The 20,527-nt window shown below is 58.0% G+C and carries 17 protein-coding genes; 8 read left to right on the top strand and 9 right to left on the bottom strand.

From position 1 onward, the window contains the following. Nucleotides 1–2: 2 nt before the first annotated feature. Together AC2FEB_RS10455 and AC2FEB_RS10450 are read left to right on the top strand one after the other, a co-directional pair. Nucleotides 3–980 carry an ABC transporter ATP-binding protein gene (locus AC2FEB_RS10455; RefSeq protein ID WP_496672683.1) on the top strand — a complete coding sequence of 326 codons (978 nt, stop codon included), beginning with the start codon at nucleotides 3–5 and terminating at the stop codon, nucleotides 978–980. Beyond that, nucleotides 977–1,930 (top strand): ABC transporter ATP-binding protein, encoded by a 954-nt coding sequence (locus tag AC2FEB_RS10450; RefSeq protein ID WP_496672685.1) that lies wholly within the window; start codon nucleotides 977–979, stop codon nucleotides 1,928–1,930. The genes AC2FEB_RS10455 and AC2FEB_RS10450 overlap by 4 nt, the downstream gene beginning before the upstream one ends. 452 nt (nucleotides 1,931–2,382) lie before the next feature. On the opposite strand, the gene AC2FEB_RS10445 is transcribed toward AC2FEB_RS10450, so the two are convergent. Next, nucleotides 2,383–4,167: an ABC transporter ATP-binding protein gene (locus AC2FEB_RS10445; RefSeq protein WP_496672687.1), complete on the bottom strand. Its 1,785-nt coding sequence runs from the start codon at nucleotides 4,165–4,167 to the stop codon at nucleotides 2,383–2,385. A gap of 453 nt (nucleotides 4,168–4,620) precedes the next feature. Beyond that, nucleotides 4,621–5,556 (bottom strand): c-type cytochrome, encoded by a 936-nt coding sequence (locus tag AC2FEB_RS10440; protein WP_496672690.1) that lies wholly within the window; start codon nucleotides 5,554–5,556, stop codon nucleotides 4,621–4,623. Nucleotides 5,557–5,640: 84 nt separating this feature from the next. Between AC2FEB_RS10440 and AC2FEB_RS10435 the strand changes: the two genes are divergently transcribed. The 3 genes from AC2FEB_RS10435 to AC2FEB_RS10425 are packed head-to-tail and all read left to right on the top strand — an operon-like array spanning nucleotide 5,641 to nucleotide 8,038. Beyond that, a complete protein-coding gene (locus AC2FEB_RS10435) occupies nucleotides 5,641–6,177 on the top strand; it encodes an RNA polymerase sigma factor (RefSeq protein ID WP_496884018.1) in 537 nt (178 codons plus the stop codon). Next, entirely contained in the window at nucleotides 6,174–6,911 is a 738-nt protein-coding gene (locus tag AC2FEB_RS10430; protein ID WP_496672695.1) for a hypothetical protein, read from the top strand. Before AC2FEB_RS10435 ends, AC2FEB_RS10430 begins: the two co-directional genes overlap by 4 nt. A 47-nt stretch (nucleotides 6,912–6,958) precedes the next feature. Beyond that, complete coding sequence (locus tag AC2FEB_RS10425; RefSeq protein ID WP_496761306.1) at nucleotides 6,959–8,038, top strand: helix-turn-helix domain-containing protein; 1,080 nt, start codon at nucleotides 6,959–6,961, stop codon at nucleotides 8,036–8,038. On the opposite strand, the gene AC2FEB_RS10420 is transcribed toward AC2FEB_RS10425, so the two are convergent. After that, complete coding sequence (locus tag AC2FEB_RS10420; RefSeq protein ID WP_496672700.1) at nucleotides 8,011–8,901, bottom strand: LysR family transcriptional regulator; 891 nt, start codon at nucleotides 8,899–8,901, stop codon at nucleotides 8,011–8,013. The genes AC2FEB_RS10425 and AC2FEB_RS10420 overlap by 28 nt on opposite strands. A gap of 107 nt (nucleotides 8,902–9,008) precedes the next feature. On the opposite strand from AC2FEB_RS10420, the gene AC2FEB_RS10415 reads away from it, so the two are divergent. Continuing rightward, complete coding sequence (locus AC2FEB_RS10415) at nucleotides 9,009–10,010, top strand: sterol desaturase family protein (protein WP_496672702.1); 1,002 nt, start codon at nucleotides 9,009–9,011, stop codon at nucleotides 10,008–10,010. 72 nt (nucleotides 10,011–10,082) lie between these two features. Here AC2FEB_RS10415 and AC2FEB_RS10410 read toward each other — a convergent pair whose 3' ends face one another. Beyond that, nucleotides 10,083–11,387, bottom strand: a complete 1,305-nt coding sequence (locus AC2FEB_RS10410; RefSeq protein WP_496672704.1) for a UDP-glucose dehydrogenase family protein — start codon at nucleotides 11,385–11,387, stop codon at nucleotides 10,083–10,085. A gap of 372 nt (nucleotides 11,388–11,759) precedes the next feature. Further along, entirely contained in the window at nucleotides 11,760–12,647 is an 888-nt protein-coding gene (locus tag AC2FEB_RS10405) for a LysR substrate-binding domain-containing protein (protein WP_496672706.1), read from the bottom strand. Nucleotides 12,648–12,876: 229 nt separating this feature from the next. Here AC2FEB_RS10405 and AC2FEB_RS10400 point away from each other — a divergent pair, with 229 nt between their 5' ends. After that, nucleotides 12,877–14,232 (top strand): MmgE/PrpD family protein, encoded by a 1,356-nt coding sequence (locus AC2FEB_RS10400; RefSeq protein ID WP_117873830.1) that lies wholly within the window; start codon nucleotides 12,877–12,879, stop codon nucleotides 14,230–14,232. A gap of 18 nt (nucleotides 14,233–14,250) precedes the next feature. Next, complete coding sequence (locus AC2FEB_RS10395; RefSeq protein ID WP_162896902.1) at nucleotides 14,251–14,400, top strand: hypothetical protein; 150 nt, start codon at nucleotides 14,251–14,253, stop codon at nucleotides 14,398–14,400. A gap of 162 nt (nucleotides 14,401–14,562) precedes the next feature. Here AC2FEB_RS10395 and AC2FEB_RS10390 read toward each other — a convergent pair whose 3' ends face one another. The 4 genes from AC2FEB_RS10390 to AC2FEB_RS10375 are packed head-to-tail and all read right to left on the bottom strand — an operon-like array spanning nucleotide 14,563 to nucleotide 20,121. Next, nucleotides 14,563–15,300 carry a maleate cis-trans isomerase family protein gene (locus AC2FEB_RS10390; RefSeq protein WP_117873828.1) on the bottom strand — a complete coding sequence of 246 codons (738 nt, stop codon included), beginning with the start codon at nucleotides 15,298–15,300 and terminating at the stop codon, nucleotides 14,563–14,565. Continuing rightward, nucleotides 15,297–16,364: a pyridoxal phosphate-dependent aminotransferase gene (locus AC2FEB_RS10385; protein ID WP_117873825.1), complete on the bottom strand. Its 1,068-nt coding sequence runs from the start codon at nucleotides 16,362–16,364 to the stop codon at nucleotides 15,297–15,299. The genes AC2FEB_RS10390 and AC2FEB_RS10385 overlap by 4 nt, the downstream gene beginning before the upstream one ends. Then, nucleotides 16,361–18,025: a hydantoinase B/oxoprolinase family protein gene (locus AC2FEB_RS10380; protein WP_496672710.1), complete on the bottom strand. Its 1,665-nt coding sequence runs from the start codon at nucleotides 18,023–18,025 to the stop codon at nucleotides 16,361–16,363. Before AC2FEB_RS10380 ends, AC2FEB_RS10385 begins: the two co-directional genes overlap by 4 nt. Continuing rightward, nucleotides 18,025–20,121, bottom strand: coding sequence for a hydantoinase/oxoprolinase family protein (locus AC2FEB_RS10375; RefSeq protein WP_496672713.1), 2,097 nt, complete (start codon nucleotides 20,119–20,121; stop codon nucleotides 18,025–18,027). Before AC2FEB_RS10375 ends, AC2FEB_RS10380 begins: the two co-directional genes overlap by 1 nt. Nucleotides 20,122–20,527 lie beyond the last annotated feature (406 nt).

Genomic DNA, 20,527 nt, shown 5'->3' with positions numbered 1-20,527 from the left:
GCATGAGCCTTTTGCAGATCCGCAACTTGACTGTTGAATTCGCCACAGCCTCGGGCAAGTTCCGCGCCGTGGATGGTGTAGATCTGTCGGTGGACAAGGGTGAGTTGCTGGCCATCGTGGGTGAAAGCGGCTCGGGTAAATCGGTGTCGATGTTGGCACTGATGGGGTTGTTGCCCTGGACCGCGACGATCACCGCTGACGAGATGCGCTTTGAAGGGCTCGATCTGGCCGGTCTTTCGGCCCGTGAGCGCCGCAAGATCATCGGCAAGGACATGGCGATGATCTTTCAGGAGCCGATGTCATCGCTGAACCCCTGTTTTACGGTGGGATTCCAGATCAAAGAGGCTTTGCGCATCCATCTGGGTTTGAACCGCAAGGACCGCCACCAGCGCGCGATTGAGCTGTTCGAACAGGTCGGCATCCCCGCGCCTGAAAGTCGCCTTAACACCTTTCCACATCAGATGTCGGGCGGCATGAACCAGCGCGTCATGATCGCGATGGCAATTGCCTGCAAGCCCAAGCTTCTGATTGCAGATGAACCGACCACGGCGCTGGACGTAACCATTCAGGCGCAGATTCTCGACCTGCTGGTTCGTTTGCGTGACGACAACGACATGGGCCTTGTACTGATCACCCATGACATGGGGGTGGTGGCCGAAACCGCCGAACGGGTTCAGGTGCAATATGCCGGACAAAAAGTCGAAGAGCAGCCCGTGCGTGATTTGTTCCGCACGCCGCGTCATCCCTACACATCGGCCCTGCTGAGCGCTTTGCCCGAGCGCGCGACCTCAAAGGTCCTTCCGACGATTCCCGGCGTTGTGCCGGGGCAGTTCGATCGCCCCAAAGGGTGCCTGTTCAGCCCGCGATGCCGGTTTGCCGATGCAACTTGCGCGGAAAAGCCACCGACCCCTCATGCCGAGGCCTTTGGCAAAGCACGCTGCCACCACGTTGAAAGAATTGCTGCCGGAGAATTGGCATGACCGACCCAATCGTTCAGGCAGAAGATCTGACCCGGTTTTACACGGTGAAGGGCGGGTTGCTGTCCAAGTCAGCGACGGTAAAGGCCCTTTCGGGGGTGGATTTCGAATTGAAACCGGGAAAGACACTGGCCATCGTCGGAGAGTCCGGCTGCGGCAAGTCAACGTTGGCGCGATTGGTAACGATGATTGAAGAACCGACGTCGGGCAGCCTGACGATTGACGGTGTCGACATTACCCCGTCGCAATGGAGCAAGATGCGAGAGACGGTGCAAATCGTGTTCCAGGATCCTTATGGATCACTGAATCCACGTCAACGCATCGGTCAGATCTTGCAGGAGCCGCTGATCATCAATCGTCCGGACATGTCCGCCGCAGACCGCGAGACACAAGCGCGCGACATGATCCAGATGGTCGGCTTGCGCCCCGAGCATTATGACCGCTATCCGCATATGTTTTCTGGCGGGCAGCGTCAGCGGATCGCCATTGCACGTGCGCTTATGCTGAATCCCAGGGTCCTGGTCCTGGATGAGCCGGTTTCAGCACTGGACGTCTCAATCCAGTCGCAGATCCTGAACCTGCTTGTGGATTTACAGGAACGGCTTGACCTCGCCTATCTGTTCATTTCGCATGATCTTTCGGTGGTCCGGCATTTTGCCGACGAAGTGATCGTCATGTATCTGGGGCGCGCTGTTGAAAAAGCGCCCAAAGAGCAACTGTTCGCCGCGCCGCGTCACCCCTATTCAAAGGCGTTGTTGTCCACGACTCCCCGGGCCGATCCTACGGCCCGAAAAGAACGGATCAAGCTTGAGGGCGAACTGCCTTCGCCGATGAATATTCCAAATGGTTGCGCCTTCGCGCAAAGATGTTGGTTGGCAACTGATCAGTGCAGGGCAACATTGCCCGAACTGGACGGAGAAACGCATCAGGTTGCGTGTCTGTACCCGCTATAGTGCAACAGGTTTGCTTTGTTCGTGCTGTGACGGTGGTCAATGCGGCAGTGTCTATCTGCGCCACGGTTTTTAACCTCTCCGAAGCGCCGATATGAGCGGCGCGCGCGTGCGAAGTACTTCTTAAGGTTTGATGTAAAGGCGCTGGCTCTGAATGCGACTGATCGATCATGTCCCCAAGTTCAATTCGGTGCCGCCGAAGATCACCACCTCTGATCCTGTGTGCATAAGGGCCGTTCGTCTCATAAGGGGAGCAGCGCGAGTCTCCCGCATCGCAGAGGCGTTTTTGGCCCACCAGTTCCGTTGGAAGAACTCATATGTCGAAATACATAATGTGCATTTCCTTGCGTCGCGCGGACCAAAATATTGGCCCGGAGTTCTGGAGGTACATGTGCCCATTTTCCCGGACAGGTCATGCCCGGGAAAAAAATCGAATACCGGACCAAAGACCGGGGTTACTCGGCCACTTCCGCCTTGGGTTCGTGTTTTTTGAATTGCTGATCGAAAAGGTTGCGGAAACTTCCGTTCTTTTTCATCAACTCTTCCAGACTGCCCTGTTCCACGATAGAGCCATCCTGAACCACGAAAATTTTGTCCGCTTCCAGAACAGTCGACAGACGGTGTGCAATGACAACGACGGTGACATCCTTCGTCAGGGTGTCCAGCGCCTTTTTGACCAGAGATTCCGACTCGGCATCCAATGCGCTTGTGGCCTCATCCAGAAGCAGAATTTCTGATTTTCTCAGAATAGCGCGCGCAATTGCAATTCGCTGTTTCTGACCACCTGACAGGAAGGTTCCGTTTTCACCGACTTGCGTTTCGTAACCCTGTGGTAGTTCCATGATGAACTCATGCGCATGTGCGGCTTTGGCTGCGGCAACAACGTCTTCATCCGAAGCGTCGGGGGCCGAGCAGCGCAGGTTGTCCATGATCGACGTCGAAAACAGGAACGTATCCTGCCCGACATAAGAGATTTTTTTTCGCAGGGACGCAAAGCTTACCTCGCGCAGATCCTGACCATCGATCTCGACGCTGCCCTCATCTGGATCGTAGAACCGCATGATCAGTCCAAACAACGTAGACTTGCCACCGCCGGACTGACCGACGAGCGCCGTGGTTTTACCGGCCTCGAACGTGACATTCATATCTTCGATCACAGATACGGCACCCTGGTAGCCGAAAGTTACATTGCGCAACGTGATCTGGCCGGGGCCTTCGATCAGGTCATGGGCTTCTGGGCTTTCCACCATTGTGTCGTCCTGATCCAGCAGGCCGAACAACATGCCGACACCAACCATGTTGGTTTCGATCTGAACACGCATTTTCGACAGCCGCTTGGCCGGTTCATAGGCCATCAGCAACGCCGTGATAAAGGACATCAACTGGCCTGCGCTGGGCTGTTCGGTGCCTGCGATGCCCATCGTGCTGACCACAAGTACACCTGCCACGGCGAGGCCAGCCAGAAACTCCATAAGAGGGCTGGCAATGGACTGCAACTTGGCGATGTCGTTCGAGCGTTGTTCAACTTTCCGGATGGCGGTATCCATGCGGTTGATCATCCGGTCTTCGAGTGAGAACACTTTGATGACCTTGATCCCTGCCGAGGTCTCCTGCAGCACCCGAATGATTTCCGCCAGCGACTTGAATTCGGCCTGCATGATCGTGCGCACGCTCTTCAACAGATAGCGAACGCCCAACAAGGCAATCGGACCCACTACAAAGAACAAGACGGACAAAACAGGTTGCTGATACACCATGACCGCAACAAGCCCGACCAGAGTCAGGGAGTCGCGCACAAACCCGGTGACCAGCACATCGATCAGGTTTCTGGCCGCCTGTGCGCCATGGGTGGTGCGCATCAGAAGGTCCGATGATTCATTGTTCGAAAAGAACGAGACGCCATGTCTGAGCAGTTTTCGGTAAACCTTGTCCTGTTGCTCTGCCACGATCCGATTGCCTGCGCGGGCAAGGTAGATTGCCTGAATATAGGATGCGATCGCTTTGACCAAAAACAGGAGCACGACCCCCAGCGCAATGACATGCGCCCAGCCCTGCAAATCGGGGCTGGTCATGGCATCGACAATGTACTCCATCATGTATGCGGAACCGGCCGTTGTGACGGCCACGGCAATCATAGCCAGAATCGCAACACCATACAGCCTGCCTTGCGCGTAAAAGCTTTCACCTACAAGACGGCCCATATAGCCTGATCGCCACTTGTTCCAGGCGCGCTTCATCATTGCGTTCTCCAAATCGTGAAACTGTGCGCACGCTCAGATAACCTATATTTTGTCGGGCCTAAAGGACAGATTCCACGCTGCGGCAGAGCGGCCCATCCCGACTATCTGAGATGTACCCTCGCTAGATAGTAGCTGGTTGAAGATCGGACAAGAGCGGGAGGTCGCGATGGACATCGCGATTTGCCCCGTTGTATGGGTGCGGACAAGATTGGTGCATGCTTGGATTTGCAAAAAAACCGCAAAATGTGATTTGCCCCGCAGCAAAGGATTCGCAACGTTCGGCAAGAATCCGCTAACAGAGAGCTCTGTTTTCTGGATATCGGACTACTTTGAATCCTTACTGGTCCAGAAAACAGACAGGAGACGGGCGCAGGCCAGGTATCTGACCTTTACTAAGTCCAGTTGTTTGACGTCGATATTTGGCGCAAAGACCATATCTCTTACGGGTCGCTGTCACCCCTCTCCCTGCAAATATGCCAGAAGGTCGACAATATCCTCGTTCTTTTTCAGGCCGCGAAACTGCATTCGATTGCCTTGAAGATAGCCTTTGGGATCCGCCAGGAACACGCTCAGGGTCCTATGCGTCCAGACGATGTCGGAACCTTTCAGTGCTGTCGAGTATTTGAATCCCTCTGCCTGACCAGCCTTTGTGCCGAGGATACCGTGCAAGGACGGACCGACGCCATGGCGGCCTTCTTCCAGTTTGTGGCAGGCGCTGCACTTGCGAAAGACCTTTTTGCCGGCTGTTGCGTCACCTTGGACAGTTGCGGCAGCAACAACAGCCGTTGCATTCGATGCCGCTGCGGCCTGTTCCTCATCGCTGTGAAAGATCAGCCGGGCCGTGATTGGTACCGTTCGGGTGATACCGGGTAAGTCTGCCAGCTCCATAAGCGTGTCCACGCCCGTGTTGACACCGGCGTCTTCCGTACTGAGAAACACCATGTCGTTTGTCGAAACAAGTACCGAAGTTTCAGACAAGCGCGCGACGAACATTTCTGCGTCAAACTCAACATCCGTGCCGGCCAGCGAAAGCACGGATGCAGCATCTACCGTCGTAGTTTCACCGACGGCCAGGTCTGAAACCTTTGCCATATCGAATTCGGCGGTCAGGGATGCAGTGGGTGCCTGGCGAAAGACAAATTCGATCATTCGTTCATTGCGAATATCGATATTGGTTTCGACCGAAGACAGGTCGATTTCGATTTCAGCCATGCCATCCCGGACGTGCCCGTTTAGGTTGGTGAAACTGTTGACCTCGCCCACCGAGTCTTTCTTGATCGACCCATAGGCCAGATGCGAGCGTTCGGAATCCAGTAGCCATCCTTCCGCCCAAATGGGTGTTGCAACAATTGCCGACGCAAACGTGACAGCCTTCAACAGAAGTTTCATTTCTTTCCTCCGCAGTTTATGTCAAATCTGGCCCTGCGGGCCGGGTCCGTTACTGACAAACACACACAGGTCGCATTTTATTCGATGAGTGCCGAGAAGACTTCCGAACAGGCCGTCAGAGAAGCGGTGCAGGCGCATTCAAAACGCGTCTGGCGGTTTGCTCTGGCTTTGTCGGGGGCATCGGATGTGGCGGACGATCTGGTGCAGGCCACATGCCTGCGTGCGCTTGAGCGACATCATCAAGTGACGTCGCATGATCGTCTGGACAGTTGGCTGATGACGATCTGCCGGTCAATCTGGTTGAACGAATTGCGGTCTCGATCTGTCCGGCGGGCACAGGCGCTGTCGGTGACGCCGGAAGCGGAACTGGTCGCAATCGGGCCGGATTCAGAAACGAATATTTTTGCGGCTGAAGTGTTTACTCAAGTGATGCAGCTGCCAGAAGCGCAGCGGGAAACGGTCATGCTTGTGTTCGTCGAAGGGTACAGCTACCGCGAAGCCGCTGCTCTGCTGGACGTTCCCATCGGCACAATCATGAGCCGGCTGTCGAATGCCCGGCAGAAACTGAAAACCGTGATGCAGTTTGATGCGGCAGTCGCCGCGCGACGGAGTGGCAAATGACGTTTTCCGACGAGACGCTGTTGGCGTATCTGGAAGGCACACTGGATGAAGCTCAGAGCTGCGCCATCGAGGCTGCAGTTGAGGATGACGTTGAGCTTGAACGCCGCTTGATGGCGCTGGATCCGTTCGCGCCTGTCGTTCAGGACGTTTTTGAGAAACTGCCCACCGAGGCGCCGAAGGTCGATTTTCCGGAACCCGTGGCGCATCACGCCAATGGCGGATTTTTGCGCCTTCTGGCCGTGGCCGCGAGTGCCGGGGTCGCAGCCGTCGCCCTGACGTTCTGGGCAACGCGCCCGGCAGAACTGGGCTGGGCGCAGCAAGCGGCGATCTATCAGTCGCTTTATGTGCCCGAGACGATTGTCTCGCTGGACAGTTCCGAGGCATCGCTGGACAAACAGTTCGCGATGGCCGAGGCAGCACTTGGCAGGTCTCTGAACCGTGAAGCGCTGGAATCCCTGCCGGGTTTGGCGCTGAAGCGTGCACAGGTTTTGTCGTTCAAGGGAAAGCCCTTGGTTCAGGTCGTTTTCGCCGATGAGCAGGGTCAACCTTTTGCCTTCTGTGTTATCCGTCAGGGGCCAAACGCCCCGAAGGCAGAGGTCAAGCAGGCCGTTCTGAGTGGTTTGGCAACAGCGACCTGGGCACAGGATGGCTATGGTTACATGCTGTTGGGTAGCTCTCCGCAGACCGATTTAAGTGGCGAACTGGATGTTCTGACCCGAACCTTTGCGGGCTGACGGAATACCCCTTGTGAACCGACAGGAATGTCCGAAGAATGCGCGGTATGACGCCGAAGAAACCCTTGCCCCTTCCTGAAGACGAGGCCGAAGATCTTGGCCCCGCCAGTATATTTGACGGGGATCCGTCCGAAGAGGACGACCTTTGGTTCTTGCCACCGGATGAAGACGTGGCAGACGATGATTTCTTCCTGCCCGGACCGCGGCCCGAACAGCGCCTGCTGTTCGATCCGCGCGATTGGCGTGCCGCGCAGTCCGAACTTTCTGCGGAACTTGCCGATCTGACCCTGACTTTTGGGGCGCTGGACGAAAGGCTGCGGGCAGGTCCCGAAGGGTGGACGCACCGCTTGGCATTGATGGAGACATCCGATCTGGGGTGGTGGACAGGAGACCGGATCAGCGTTGATCGGTTGGCTTTGTGGACAGGTTTGCGGATCGGTGCGACGCATGACGACGTGCAGGCGTTGTTCCGGGCGGGATGGGCGGTTCGGCGCCTGAGTTCGGGTGCAGCACCTGCCGCCGGCGGCTGGGAAACTGGTCTGACTGCGTTTCTTGACAGGCTTGCTCAGGGGGCCGACGCCACCCCTGAATCTATTGTTGATCTGGCTGAGGTCATGCAAAACGCGGACGGGTTGCATCCCGTGACGCAGTCAGCAATTGCGTTTCATGCGTGGCGGGCGGTGTCACAAGGCATCGGACAGGACACGGAAGCAGCCGTCATTGCCGCGCGGCATGCAGCGTCCATGGGGCGTGGCGGTGCGCTGTTCATGCCGTTGGCCTTGTCCGGGCCCGGCGCGCTGCGCGGATCGGGGGACCCGACGGAAAAACTGAGTGCTTGGATTCTTGGGGCAGGGCAGGCTGCCCTTGCAGGGTTGTTGCATCTGGACCGGATCAGCGCCTGGGAGGACAAGGCCAGAGAGGTCACGCAGGATCTGAGCGGTCGCACCCCACCGCGCCTGATCGACGCTTTGACAGCTTGGCCCATGGTGTCAGCGCCGTTGGCCGAAGAACTGACCAAGGCTTCTCGTGCGGCGGTACAGCGCAACTTCGACCTGTTCGCGCAGCGGGGTCTGGTTCGCGAGGTCACCGGGCAGGGGCGTTACCGCGTCTGGACGGCGGGGCTGTAGTCCATCAGCCAATCGCGAAACGTACGCGCTGCCGGGCGCAGCGCCGTTCGGGACGGGTAGACCAGGTGATAGGCTTCTTGCCCCGGACATGAGATGTCTGGCAGGCAGGAGATCAAACCGGACAGCTTCATAATCCGATCTGATGCCGGCGCGCGCGCCAATGCAATGCCGCATCCGCTGGCGCAGAGCTCTGCCGCCATCACCGAATTGTCGGCAAAGAAGTATCGTGCCTGTCCCGCTGGCAGCCGCAGGTGTTCGAACCAATGCGGCCAGCTTGCACGGTGCGTCGAAACTTCGACCAAGGTGAACTTGAACAAGTCCTCTGGTGCTTGAATCTGAGCAGCAATCTCAGGTGGGGCAATGGGATAGAGATGTTCGCGCATCAACTCGTCACTTTCCGAGCCGAACAGAGCAGGGTTACCGAACACGATCTGAAGGTCAGTAAACCGATTCGCAAAGTCCGACACAACATTGCCCGTCGAAAGCGAAAGGTTGATCTGAGGATGCGCCGCCTGAAATTCAGGAACGCCCCCGGCCAGAATGCCATGTGCAAAAAGCAGCACCGACTGCACGTAAAGCCTCTGCTCGCGGGTTTCGCCAAACAGACCGGTGGTTGCTGTTTCAAGCATGAGCAATGATTGCTGTACCGACGGCAGATAGGCGCGCCCGGTCTCGGTCAACGTAACCGCATGCGCGTGACGGTGAAACAAGGGTGTGCCCAGTCTTGTCTCCAACGCCTTGACCTGCTGGCTGACGGCAGCAGGTGTCATGTTCAACTGGGTCGCGGCGCGAGCAAAGCTTTCGGTCCGGGCCGCAGCCTCGAATACTCGCAGCCAGTTGAGGGAAGGGACACGGGTGTTCATTTCAGCAGGCTAAGCAAAACTTAGCCTCACCGGCAAGACATTATGGTCTGAGCTTTTGATCCTTGGCCTTAGGCTTGTGATCAGTGAACTGATGAAATGAGCCCACTATGTCAGACCCCGACCTGCCGCCACGTGCCAAGCGCAAGATCTGGAACTACACGCCCCAGCTGCCGATTCAGACTGCGCCCTACTGGGATTGGCCGATGAAACCTCTGGCCGCGTTGAAATACCTGTTGCAAAGCTGGAACCCACTTGCATTGCGGGCGCTGCTGCTGGTCTTTGCGGTCATCACCTGGACCTATCTGACGCCTTCATTGAGCAGGATTGAGACCTTCGGCTGGGGCTGGGTTGTGGAAATCTGGTTCCGTAATTTCTGCATCCTGATGGTGGTCGCAGGCGGCTTGCACCTGGTCCTTTGGAGGTTCCGCACGCAACAGGACGAATACCGCTATGACATGCGCCCGATGATGAAGGGCGCAAAGGCATTCACGTTCAAAAACCAGGTCTGGGACAATATGTTCTGGACCTTGGGCCCGGCGTTGACGTTCTGGACGTGCTGGGAATGTCTGATCCTGTACTCCTATGCCAATGGCTGGATCACGATGATCACACTTGACAGCAACCCGATCTGGTTCATCGCCGTGACCGTTTTTGTGCCGGTCTGGGCCGGGTTCCATTTCTACTGGTTGCACAGGCTGCTGCACGTGGGTGTGCTCTATTCAAAAGTCCACGCTTGGCATCACCGCAATATCAACACCGGCCCTTGGTCGGGGCTTGCGATGCATCCGGTCGAGAGCTTTTTCCTGATGTTCGACACGATGATCTTTTTTCTGCTGCCGTCGCATCCGATCCACGCCATTTTCCTGCTGTTCAATCACGGCATCGGTGCACCAACCTCTCATGCCGGGTTCGAGCATGTGAAGTTCGGCAACAAGGCCAAGTTTCAGGTCGGGGATTTCTTTCACCAGCTGCACCATCGGTTTTTCGATTGCAACTACGGCACCTGGGAAACCCCTTGGGATGAATGGTTCAACACGTTCCACGACGGCACCGATGAAGGCAATGAAATGGTCAAGGAACGCCGCCGCAATATCTGGGCCGCCGAATAGCCCGTGAAAGCTGAGCCCTGCCGGACCCAAGCTGGTCCGGTGGGCGTGTTTGATCCAACAGGCGGTGTGCGTTCAGCGTCCAACGCCGACATAAGTTTCAAAGCCGGATTTCAGCGCCTGTGACTTCGAATAGATATTGCGCAGATCTACCATTCGGGCAGAGTTCATGGAACCGGCCAGCTCGGTCAGGTTCAACGCGCGGAACTCGTTCCACTCCGTCAGCAACACCACAACGTCAGCCCCTTGAACTGCTGCATAGGGGTCGTCGCACCATTCGACTCCGGGCAACAGTGCATCGCCTTCCGCTTTGCCCTGCGGATCGACGACGCGCACTTTGGCCCCTCCACCGATCAAAGCGGGAATGATGGACAGTGATGGCGCGTCGCGCATGTCGTCCGTGTTGGGTTTGAAAGTGACACCCAGAACCGCCACCGTCTTGCCGTTAAGGCGGTCGTCGCAGGCGTCGCGGATTTTCTCGATCATCCGTTTCTTGACCTCGTCATTCACCCGAATGACGGTTTCCGTGATCTGCATCGGATATGCATGATCCTGACCGATCCGCGCCAGCGCGGCGGTATCCTTCGGAAAACAAGAGCCACCATAGCCCGGCCCGGCGTGCAGGAACTTGTTGCCAATTCGTCCGTCCAGACCGATGCCGCGTGAAACTTCCTTGACATCCGCACCGACCTTTTCACACAGACCCGCGATTTCATTGATGAAGGTGATCTTGGTCGCCAGAAATGCGTTGGCAGCGTATTTGATCATCTCGGCGCTTTCCAGATCGGTGGTCAGGATCGGGAAGTCACGCAGATAGAGCGGTCGGTAGATTTCGGCCATCACTTCGGCGGCGCGATCGTTTTCCACACCGACCACGACGCGATCCGGGCGCATGAAGTCATCGATCGCAGCACCTTCGCGCAGAAATTCAGGGTTCGATGCCACGTCGAATTCGGCTGTGGGGTTGGTAGTGGTAACGACCTCCTGAACTCTTCTATTGGTGCCCACCGGCACGGTCGATTTGGTGACAATGACAGTGTATCCGGTAACCGCTTGGGCGATTTCTTCCGCCGCGGCCATCACATAGGTCAAATCCGCGTGGCCGTCCCCTCGTCGGGTCGGAGTTCCGACAGCGATGAAAACCGCATCGGCGCCATCAACTGCTGTCTTCAGATCGGTTGAAAAACTCAGGCGACCCGCAGCAACGTTTTTGGCCATCAGCACATCCAGGCCCGGTTCATAGATCGGCACTTCTCCGGCCTTGAGCATGTCGATCTTTTGCTCAGCCTTGTCGACGCAAATCACGTCATGACCAAAGTCCGAAAAGCATACACCGGACACTAAGCCAACATATCCGGTGCCGATCATTGCAATACGCATCCAAAAAATCCTTCTTACCAATTACCACGGACGGCGTGGGCACAATCAAAGAAACTGACGCCGGTTTCAATGGCTGCCAGCAGTTGCGTGATGCATTCCATAGATTCTTGCGGATTTTGAGGCAATATGAACGCAGATTGTGCAAAGCCCTTCGAAACCGCGATCATGTCCGCTTTGTTCAACGGAACCGAGGACCAGGAAGAACCGGTTGGTGTCTAAATTCGGTTTAACAGAGGGTGCTGTTGATGACTGGAATAGCCCCTTCTTTAAGTATTGATGACGCGCGGAAGTGATTGCGCGTTCTCGCCACCGACAAGACGGCGTAAGGGATAAAAGGAGCCGCCTGAAATACCCCGGCGAATACCCTTCCGGTCAGGTGTCCATTTCAGCGGCGGCTTGCAACAGCCAGTTCTGAAACAGCCGTACCGGTGGCGAAACTGGTTTTTCCTTGAGACGCATGAAATAGGTCCAAGGGCTGTTCAGATCGAACTGGAAAGGCTCGATCAGCAGCCCCCGCTCGACATAAGACCGAGCCAGAGACCGGGGCAGGACGACGCACCCCAGTGACTTAGCCGCCATTTCCATCGCCAGATTCGAGGCATTTGTCCGCAAACCGTCCTTCTGGCTCAGGTCGGACAATCCGAAATGCCGTGCCGCATGCTCCCAATAGGAGGGGCGGCCCAGGATATGGATCAGCGGTGCATCCTGCAATTGCTTGGGGTCGGTAAGCGGAATGCCATCGACCAGAAAACCGGGTGCACAGACCAGGGCCAGCTTTTCGACCCATAACTGTTGTGTGTCCGTCGTAACATCGTCGATATGATTGATTGTCAGCGAGATATCCGAAACATTTTGTTCGACATCCGCCCAGACAGTGCCATGAACCGTCAGATCAATATCGGGATGCACCGCATTGAAACCGCGGATCACTTCCGGCAACCAGTTCTCGGCCAGACTGACCGGGCAAGATACCACCACTTTGCGGGTATGCGAGCGTACGATGACCGATTGCGTTGCGGCGTTGATTTCCTGCAGGGCATGGCGCACTGACGGCAGATAGGCCTCTCCCACATCTGTCAGCGACAGGGATCGGGGATGGCGCACGAACAGGGGGCGCTGCAAAAACTCTTCCAACGAGCGGACATGATTGCTGACGGCAGATTGAGTGCAGTTCAACTCTTCGGCAGCAGCGGTGAAGCTCAGGTGCCGTGCCGCCGCTTCGAACGAACGCAGAAAGGTCAGGTGTGGAAGATTCATCATGACAGGCTTTTCTCAGGCAAGGCACATCGCAAAGAATTAAAAAGCCCAGAGCTTGCTGTCTTGCCCATGAGCGACTCACAAGAATGGTTCTGACTCGAAATGCGATCTGGTCCTAGTCACAAATAATCCGGGGCCATTGCCCCATGATTGTTTTCGTGCCGCTATGCGCAAACTCACATAGGCTTTTTCTTGTAACCGGAACCCGAAAGAAAAACCTCGACTGGACACCGTGACAGATACCTTTCAGACCGTTGCAGATTTTACGCTGGGTCGTGCGGCGCAGGATTTTCCCGAAACAGCCCGTAAGGCTGCGGCGTTGATGCTGCTGGATACGCTGGGGATCACCATAGGATCGGGCCCAATGCAGGCCGGACGGATTGCGCGCGAGAGTGCGGCAGCGCTGTTTGGCGTGGGCGACCCGGGGCTGAGCGCGCGTATACTTTTCGACGGTCGCCGCGTCAGTGTCGCGGGCGCGGCCTATGCAGCAGCCACACAGACCGACAATCTGGACGGCCATGATGGATACAATCCAACCAAAGGCCACATCGGAGTTGCCGTTATTCCGGCATTGGCGGCACTGGCTGAAACTGTTCAAGACTTCTCGGGGGCCGAAGCATTGGCGGCGGTGATCGTTGGATACGAGATCGCGGGACGAGCGGGTATTTCTTTGCATGACACTGTCAGCGATTATCACACATCCGGAGCTTGGAACGCGCTTGGCGTGGTGGCTGTGGCGGCGCGCATGCGCGGATTTACGGCTGAGCAGATGCGGCAAGCCATGGGGATTGCCGAATACCACGGCCCGCGCAGCCAGATGATGCGCGAGATCGCCAATCCCACAATGCTACATGACGGTTCGGGCTGGGGCGCGTTGGTTGGCATTTCTTCAGCGGTTTTGGCCGAAAAAGGTTTTACCGGGGCACCAGCCATCACCATCGAAGCGGCAGACGTTGCCCCGCATTGGCAAGATCTGGGCCATTTCTGGCAGATGGAACATCAATATGTGAAACCCTATCCGATTTGCCGCTGGGCTCATGCGGCGATTGACGCCACCCGGGCGCTGATGCGTGAAAACGACCTAGCGCATCAGGATATTGCGGCGATCCAGGTAAACACGTTTCGGGAAAGCGCCTGCCTCTTTCAAGGCATGCCGGATGATACGTCCAAGGCGCAGTATTCGCTGCCGTTTGCCGTCGCCACGATGGTTGCGCATGGCCGGATCGGGGTCGAAAGCATCACCGGGGCGGGTCTGGCCGACCCTTTGGTCGCCTCGGTCGTCGAGCGTATCTCGGTTGCAGAGGCAGCACGCCATTCCGACCGTTTCCCCAAAAGCCGGTTTGCCGATGTCAGCATCACCCTGACCGACGGGCGGATACTTGAGTCGGGCGACGTACACGCACGCGGCGGACCCGAGGCACCAATGGACGAGGCAGAAGTGATCGACAAGTTCATGGAATTTGCGACACCATCGCTGGGTGCATCCCGTGCTGCCGCCATTTGTGATGCGGTTCTGGGACTGAGTGCGCCAGGTTCGAAATTCTCTGACCTTGGCGCGTTGATCTACGCCCCCGCCGACCAGACGTAAAATCTGCCGAAGATGCCGTTGAAACGTATTCCGACCAGCACATCGGCACCCTGGATCCTGATGGCGGCGATGACCCCGGTCTTGCTGCCCGCTGCACAGGTAGAACAGAACGCCAAGGCGCTATTTGGAGCCGCCTACAGGATGTCACGCTTCGAAACAGGGGTTTGAAGACCGATGCTGTGCGACTGGCTGCTCCGGGAAATCTGGGCGGCTGCTTCGGTCAAGAACACGCCGCGGCGCGCAACTGAAGCTGGCAACAAGCCTAGCTGATCCAAGAAGTGTACGAGGTGAGCTTGCTCCTTTACACTGTCGCCTTGCGCCCTGATCCGTTCAGAGCAGGTCGAACAATCGCCCTGGAAGCGCGTCGCGACGCGGCAGGTTCAGAGCCCGCATAAGGCAGAACATCATCGCCTGATTTGAGGTGACCACCGGCTTGCCAAGCGTTGCTTCAATCCGGTCGATCGCCTCGACCGCGCGCATGTCGGTGCAGCTGAGAATTATGGCCTGCGCCTGCGGGTGATCGGCCTGACAGGCCAGATCATAGACTTCATCCGGTGTCAGCTCGCCCTGACCGTAATTGCCCAGCTTGCGGCCCACATCGGCGCATCGAACGGTCTGGATTCCGTTCTGGGCCATGAAATCCATCGCCTGTACGTTTATTTCGCCCAGATAGGGCGAGGAAAAGCCGACCTTTGTGGCCTCCAGCGTTTTGATTGCGGCGATCAATGATCCGGCCGCGGTCAGCGACAGCGCCCCGGATCCGGATTTGATCTGTTGCGCCAGCTCAGCGTCGAAAGACGGTCCATGGGTCAGGGTGGCCGAGGTGCAGCCGTACAGCACCACATCGGGCCGCACCCCTGAGATCATACGCAGATCGTGGCTGATATCTGAAGCGCCCAAACCTGCCATTTGATCCGAGCCGGGAATTTCATCCACGTCATAGCCGCCCATGCGCTGGAAATGGATAGTGGTGTTTGGCGGTCGCAGCATCTCCATATCCGGTTCCAGATTGGTGTTGGTGAAGGGCACCAGAACACCGATCTTGGCGGCTGTGCGGGTCTCGGTCATCTCAGCGTTCCTTTCAACACGTCGCGGGCCTTGTCCATCACGCCGGGCGCACAGATTGTGGCGCGCAAACAGTCCGACAAACCATAGCCGTTCATGCCGCGCATCAGCAGGCCTTCCGCCCGCAGGGCCGCATCGGCGCATTGTGCCTGCGCGGTCGAGGCAAAGCGGATCAGCACGAAATTGGTGTGGCTTTTCGGCACGCTCAGGCCCAGTTCGCGGCATGCCTGCGCAAACCGGTCCCGAATTTCGCCTGTCCGTGCGACCACGTTGCGCATATGGGCCTGATCGCGCATCGCCGCCGCCGCTGCTGCCTGCGAGGCAATAGAGATATTGTTGGGATTCAGAAGTTTGCGGACCCCGCCCGAGATTTCGCTTGGGAAACAGCCCCAGCCGGCCCGCGCCCCAGCCAGCCCGTGGGCTTTGGAAAATGTACGCGTGATCACGGTGTCGCCCCGGTCCATCAGCGCAAAGATTTGCGCGGGATCGTTCGTGGCATCGGCAAATTCCGCATAGGCCTGGTCCACCACCAGCAGTGTCTCGCCGGGCAGATCCGATCGGAGGCGGACAATTTCGTCATTCGGGATCAGCGTGCCGGTGGGGTTGCCCGGATTGCAGACAAACACGATGCGGGTGGCAGGTGTGACGGCTGCCAGAAGCGCGTCCACCGATACGGTCAAATCGACCTCGGGCGCTGCCACATATTCGGCCTGCGCCTGTGCTGTAGCCGAGGCGACAAAGGCATAGCCATATTGTGTGCCCAGCACCTGATCTCCTGGCCCGGCAAAGGCGCGGATCAGACAGCCAATCAGTTCCATTGAGCCTGCCCCACATAAAATGTGCGCCGGGTCGAGCTTGTGTATTTCGGCAATGGCCGAGCGCATTTCGGCCCATTCCGGATCAGGATAAAGGGCCAGATCCGCCAGCGCTGCCTGCCCAGCCGCAATGGCGGCGGGGCTTGCGGGAAAGGCGCTTTCGTTCTGCGCCAGTGAAATCGTACCTGCGCCGCTCGGATCAGCCAGCGCATAAGCGCCCATGGCGCCAACGTAAGGAACCGGTCGGATCATGCGTCACCTCTGTAAGTCTTGGCACCCTCTTCGCTCACCAACCCTCGTTTGATGTCCAGCGCCAGCGCATCCGGGTCGCGTTCGGCGGGGTCACCAAGGCCGCCACCGCCCGGAGTATCGAAGATCAGGTAATCATCTTGTTCCACCCGCAATTCGCCTTTGCCCGGAATATCGTTTGCACCGTCCCTGAAACGGATGCGGCCGGGCGCGCCGGGTTTGCCGCCCATACGGCCAAGCGCCGGGTATTTCAGCCGTTCAACCGACAGGAAAACGATAAAGGGTGCACCGTTGGACGAGGTTATCTCGATCCTTTGCCCCAGACCGCCGCGATACTTGCCCGCGCCGCCGGAATCGGGGCGCAGTTCGCGCCGCCAGATCGTCACAGGTGCGACGCTTTCGGTGATTTCGACCTGACTGCCGAACACGCCGGACGGGTAGGCCGTGGCCGACAGACCGTCGGCATGAGGTCGCGCGCCGGTTCCGCCATTGTGCACGGGTTCCACAGCGAATTCGCGACCGCCTTCTCGTGCGACTTCAGGGGCATGGCGCATGGGCAGGTCGAACATGCAGCTTGCGCCTTCGGCGGGGACCGCATTGGGCAGGGCCTGATGCAGGCAGCCCAGAACCAGATCGGGCGTGACCTGACCCAGCGTGTGCCGCATCGCAACTGGCACCGGGCGCTGCGCATTCAGGATGCAGCCTTTGGGCCCGTCAACGGTAAACGGCTCCAGTGATCCCGCATTGTTGGGAATGTCCGAGCCGACAATGCAGCGCAAGGCAAACACCGTGTAGGCGGTGGCATAGTTCAGCGGCACGTTGATGCCCTTGCGTGAACAGCCCGAGGTACCGGAGAAATCCACATGCATGCCATCCTTCTTCACGGTCAGGGTGGCGTGCAATTCCAGCTCATTCTCATAACCGTCCATTTTCAGAACATTCTTGTAGACACCTTCGGGCACTTCGGCGATGGCCTCCAGCGTACCGCGGCGCGACGTGTCGATGATGTAGGCGCCGAGCGTGCCCAGATCGTCGAGGCCAAATTCCTCCATCATCGACAGCAGTCTTGTAACACCGGCCTCGCAACAGGCGATCAGCGCATAGATGTCGCCATCATTGGCAATGGGCTCGCGGCTGTTGGCACGGATGATGTCCAGAAGCAGAGCGTTGGGAGTGCTTTCTTCAACCAGCTTGCAGGGCGGGATCAGAAGACCCTCGTCATAAATATCGGATCCTTCGGGGCCCATGCCCAACCCACCCAGATCAACGAGATGCGAGGTGCAGGAGGTGAAGCCCACCACCCTGCCATCCTTGAATGCGGGCATCATCAGCAGGAAATCGTTCAGGTGTCCCGAGGCCAGCCATGGGTCGTTTGTCATGTAGATGTCGCCCGGCTTCATGGTCTGAACCGGGAAAACCCGGCGCAGGTGCTGCACTGCCTCGGCCATGGTGTTGATGTGCCCCGGTGTGCCGGTCACGGCTTGCGCCAGCATTCGGCCATCGGCATCAAAAATCCCGGCGGAGATATCACCGCATTCGCGTACAATCGGGCTGAAGGCGGCGCGGATCAGGGTTTGGCCCTGTTCTTCGACCACCGCCAGAAGACGATTCCACATCACTTGCATTCGGGCGGGCGACAGATCATGTGAAAGATCGGCTGACATCATGCGCCTCCTTTCTGGTCCTGAACGAGGACGAGGTTTCCAAGGGCATCCACATGCACCGAGAAGTCGGCGGATACGAGCGTGGTTGTCTGCGGCTCGGTGATCAGTGCGGGGCCGTGAAGGTGGTCGCCGGGCTTCAGATCCGCTCGCGCGATGAAGGCCGCTGGCTTTGATACTCCGTCCACGTCACACGTGATCGGACGGGTTTCCGACACCGAGATTGTCTTCAACCGGGGCGTTTCAGGAACCGCCGGCACGACGCTGTCACAGGTCGCGACCCGTACTGCCCAATTGAGAATCTCGATCTGCATTCCCGGTACCGGGCGCGAGAATTGCTTGCGGTATTCCTGTTCGAATGCAGCGGTCAGCGGCACGAAATCTTCGGCGGTCAGGGGGCGGTCAGGAAGGGAGATCTCGATCTCGTGTCCCTGTCCGTGGTAGCGCATGAAGGCAGTACGCGACGTCTCGGTCGGGGCCTCACCGGACCCTTGGAAGACGACGTCGCTTGCCTCGGAAATCATGGCTTCGAACAAAGCGTTGATTCCGTTCAGCTCCATGCTGCCCAGCAACGAATAGCGCGAGCGGACGATCTCGAAAGACACCGGAGCGAACAGGAAACCGACAGCCGAGCCGACGCCCGGATTGGGTGGGATCACTATGCGGCTGACCCCGGCGGATCGCGCCACCCGGCTGGCGTGCAATGGCCCGTTGCCCCCAAAAGCAATCATTGTTCGTGGGCCAAGGTCCTTACCGGATTCCACCGCGTGCATCCGCCCCGCGCTGGCCATGCTTTCGTCGACGATACGGCTGACGCCATCGGCGGCTCCGACGGCATCCAGCTCCAGCTTCGACCCGATCAACCGGCTCAGCGCCTGTTTCGAGCCTTCGGAATCAAGCTGAATATGCCCCTCGGCAAACGTGTCCGGTACGATATAACCCAGTGTAATATCACTGTCCGTCACCGTGGGTTCGGTTCCACCGCGCATGAAGGCGACGGGGCCGGGCTCGGATCCCGCTGATTTTGGCCCCACGGTCAGCCGTCCCAACCGATCAACCTCGGCGATCGAACCGCCTCCGGCGCCGATTTCGATCATATCGATGACCGGTATACGTACCGGCATTCCGGATCCTTTGATGAACCGGGCGGCGCGGGCAATCTCGAACTGGCGTGAAGTCTGCGGATGGGCGTTGTCGATCAGGCACAGCTTGGCGGTGGTGCCGCCGACGTCAAAGGACAGTACCTGATCTAGACCGGCGCGGGCGGCGACGCGGGCGGCTAGAATGGCTCCGCCGGCAGGGCCGGATTCTAAAAGCCGGATCGGAAACCGCGCGGCGGTGTGCAGGGTGCACATTCCGCCACCTGCCGTCATCATCAGGATCGGACAGGTGACGCCCCGGGCCTCGAATTGTTCGACAAACCGGGCCAGATACGTCTCCATCAGAGGCTGGATATAGGCGTTGGCGACTGTCGTGCACAGCCGGTCGAATTCGCGCGCCTCGGGGCTGACGTCCGACGAGATGGAGACGGTCAGATCGGGGCGCCTGTCCGCCAGTCTATCGCGCAGCCTCCGCTCGTGCTCGGGGTTTGCATAAGCATGCATCAGGCAGGTGGCGATGGCTTCCGCTCCGCTGGCGTCGATGTCCTTCAGCAACGCGTCGACGGCTGTGCCTTCCAGCGGAATCAATACCTTGCCATCCGCCGAAACGCGTTCTCGGATTGTCAGCGCGCGCTCACGTGGGACCAGCAGATCAGGTTTTTCCAGATTGATGTCGTATTGCGAATAGCGCCGCTCGTAGGCGATTTCCAGAATGTCCCTGAACCCTTCGGTGGTCACGGTTGCCACGACCGCACCGCGTTTTTCGATCAGTGTGTTGGTGGCCAGCGTGGTGCCGTGAATGAAACCGGTGACCTCGCTCAGATGGTGCCCAGTCTGTTGCATTACGCGCGCTGCGCCTTGCATGGCGCCGTCGGCGGGGTTGTGATGCGTGGTCAGGGTTTTGGTCGAGGCAAGTATCGTCTCTTCGCCAGAGACAAGAACCGTATCCGTGAACGTGCCGCCAATATCGATGGCCAGGCGCAGCGCTTGAGTTGTCATGAGGTTATCCGAAAAATCCGTAGTCACAGCCTGATGCATATGGGCCAGGGGCCCTGAAATCAGGCTAGGATCACAAGGTCACAGCCGGTGGCACGGCGGTCCATAGGATTTGGAAAACAACTCTTCATAAGCAGGTATTCTTGTTCATACCAGCTTGCCGCGACAAGCGGGAAAGCGACAGAAAAGCCTGCAAACGACAAAATTCGCCACGTTTGATCGGCTGACGGCCGATTGCGGGGCCCACAGTTGAGGCTCATAACCTCGCACAAATCACTTGCGGTCGTTTGTTTTATGTAACCTCAGCCAAGGCTTTGATCGTGTTCATGATGGACGGAGTCAAGGCGGTGCAGTTGTGTTGTGAGAAACCGCCATGGGTGATCTGCTGGAAGACCCTTCCGAACCACAT

Source organism: Ruegeria sp. YTSC106, from assembly GCF_059609765.1.
This window is presented reverse-complemented; position numbering and strand designations above follow the sequence as displayed.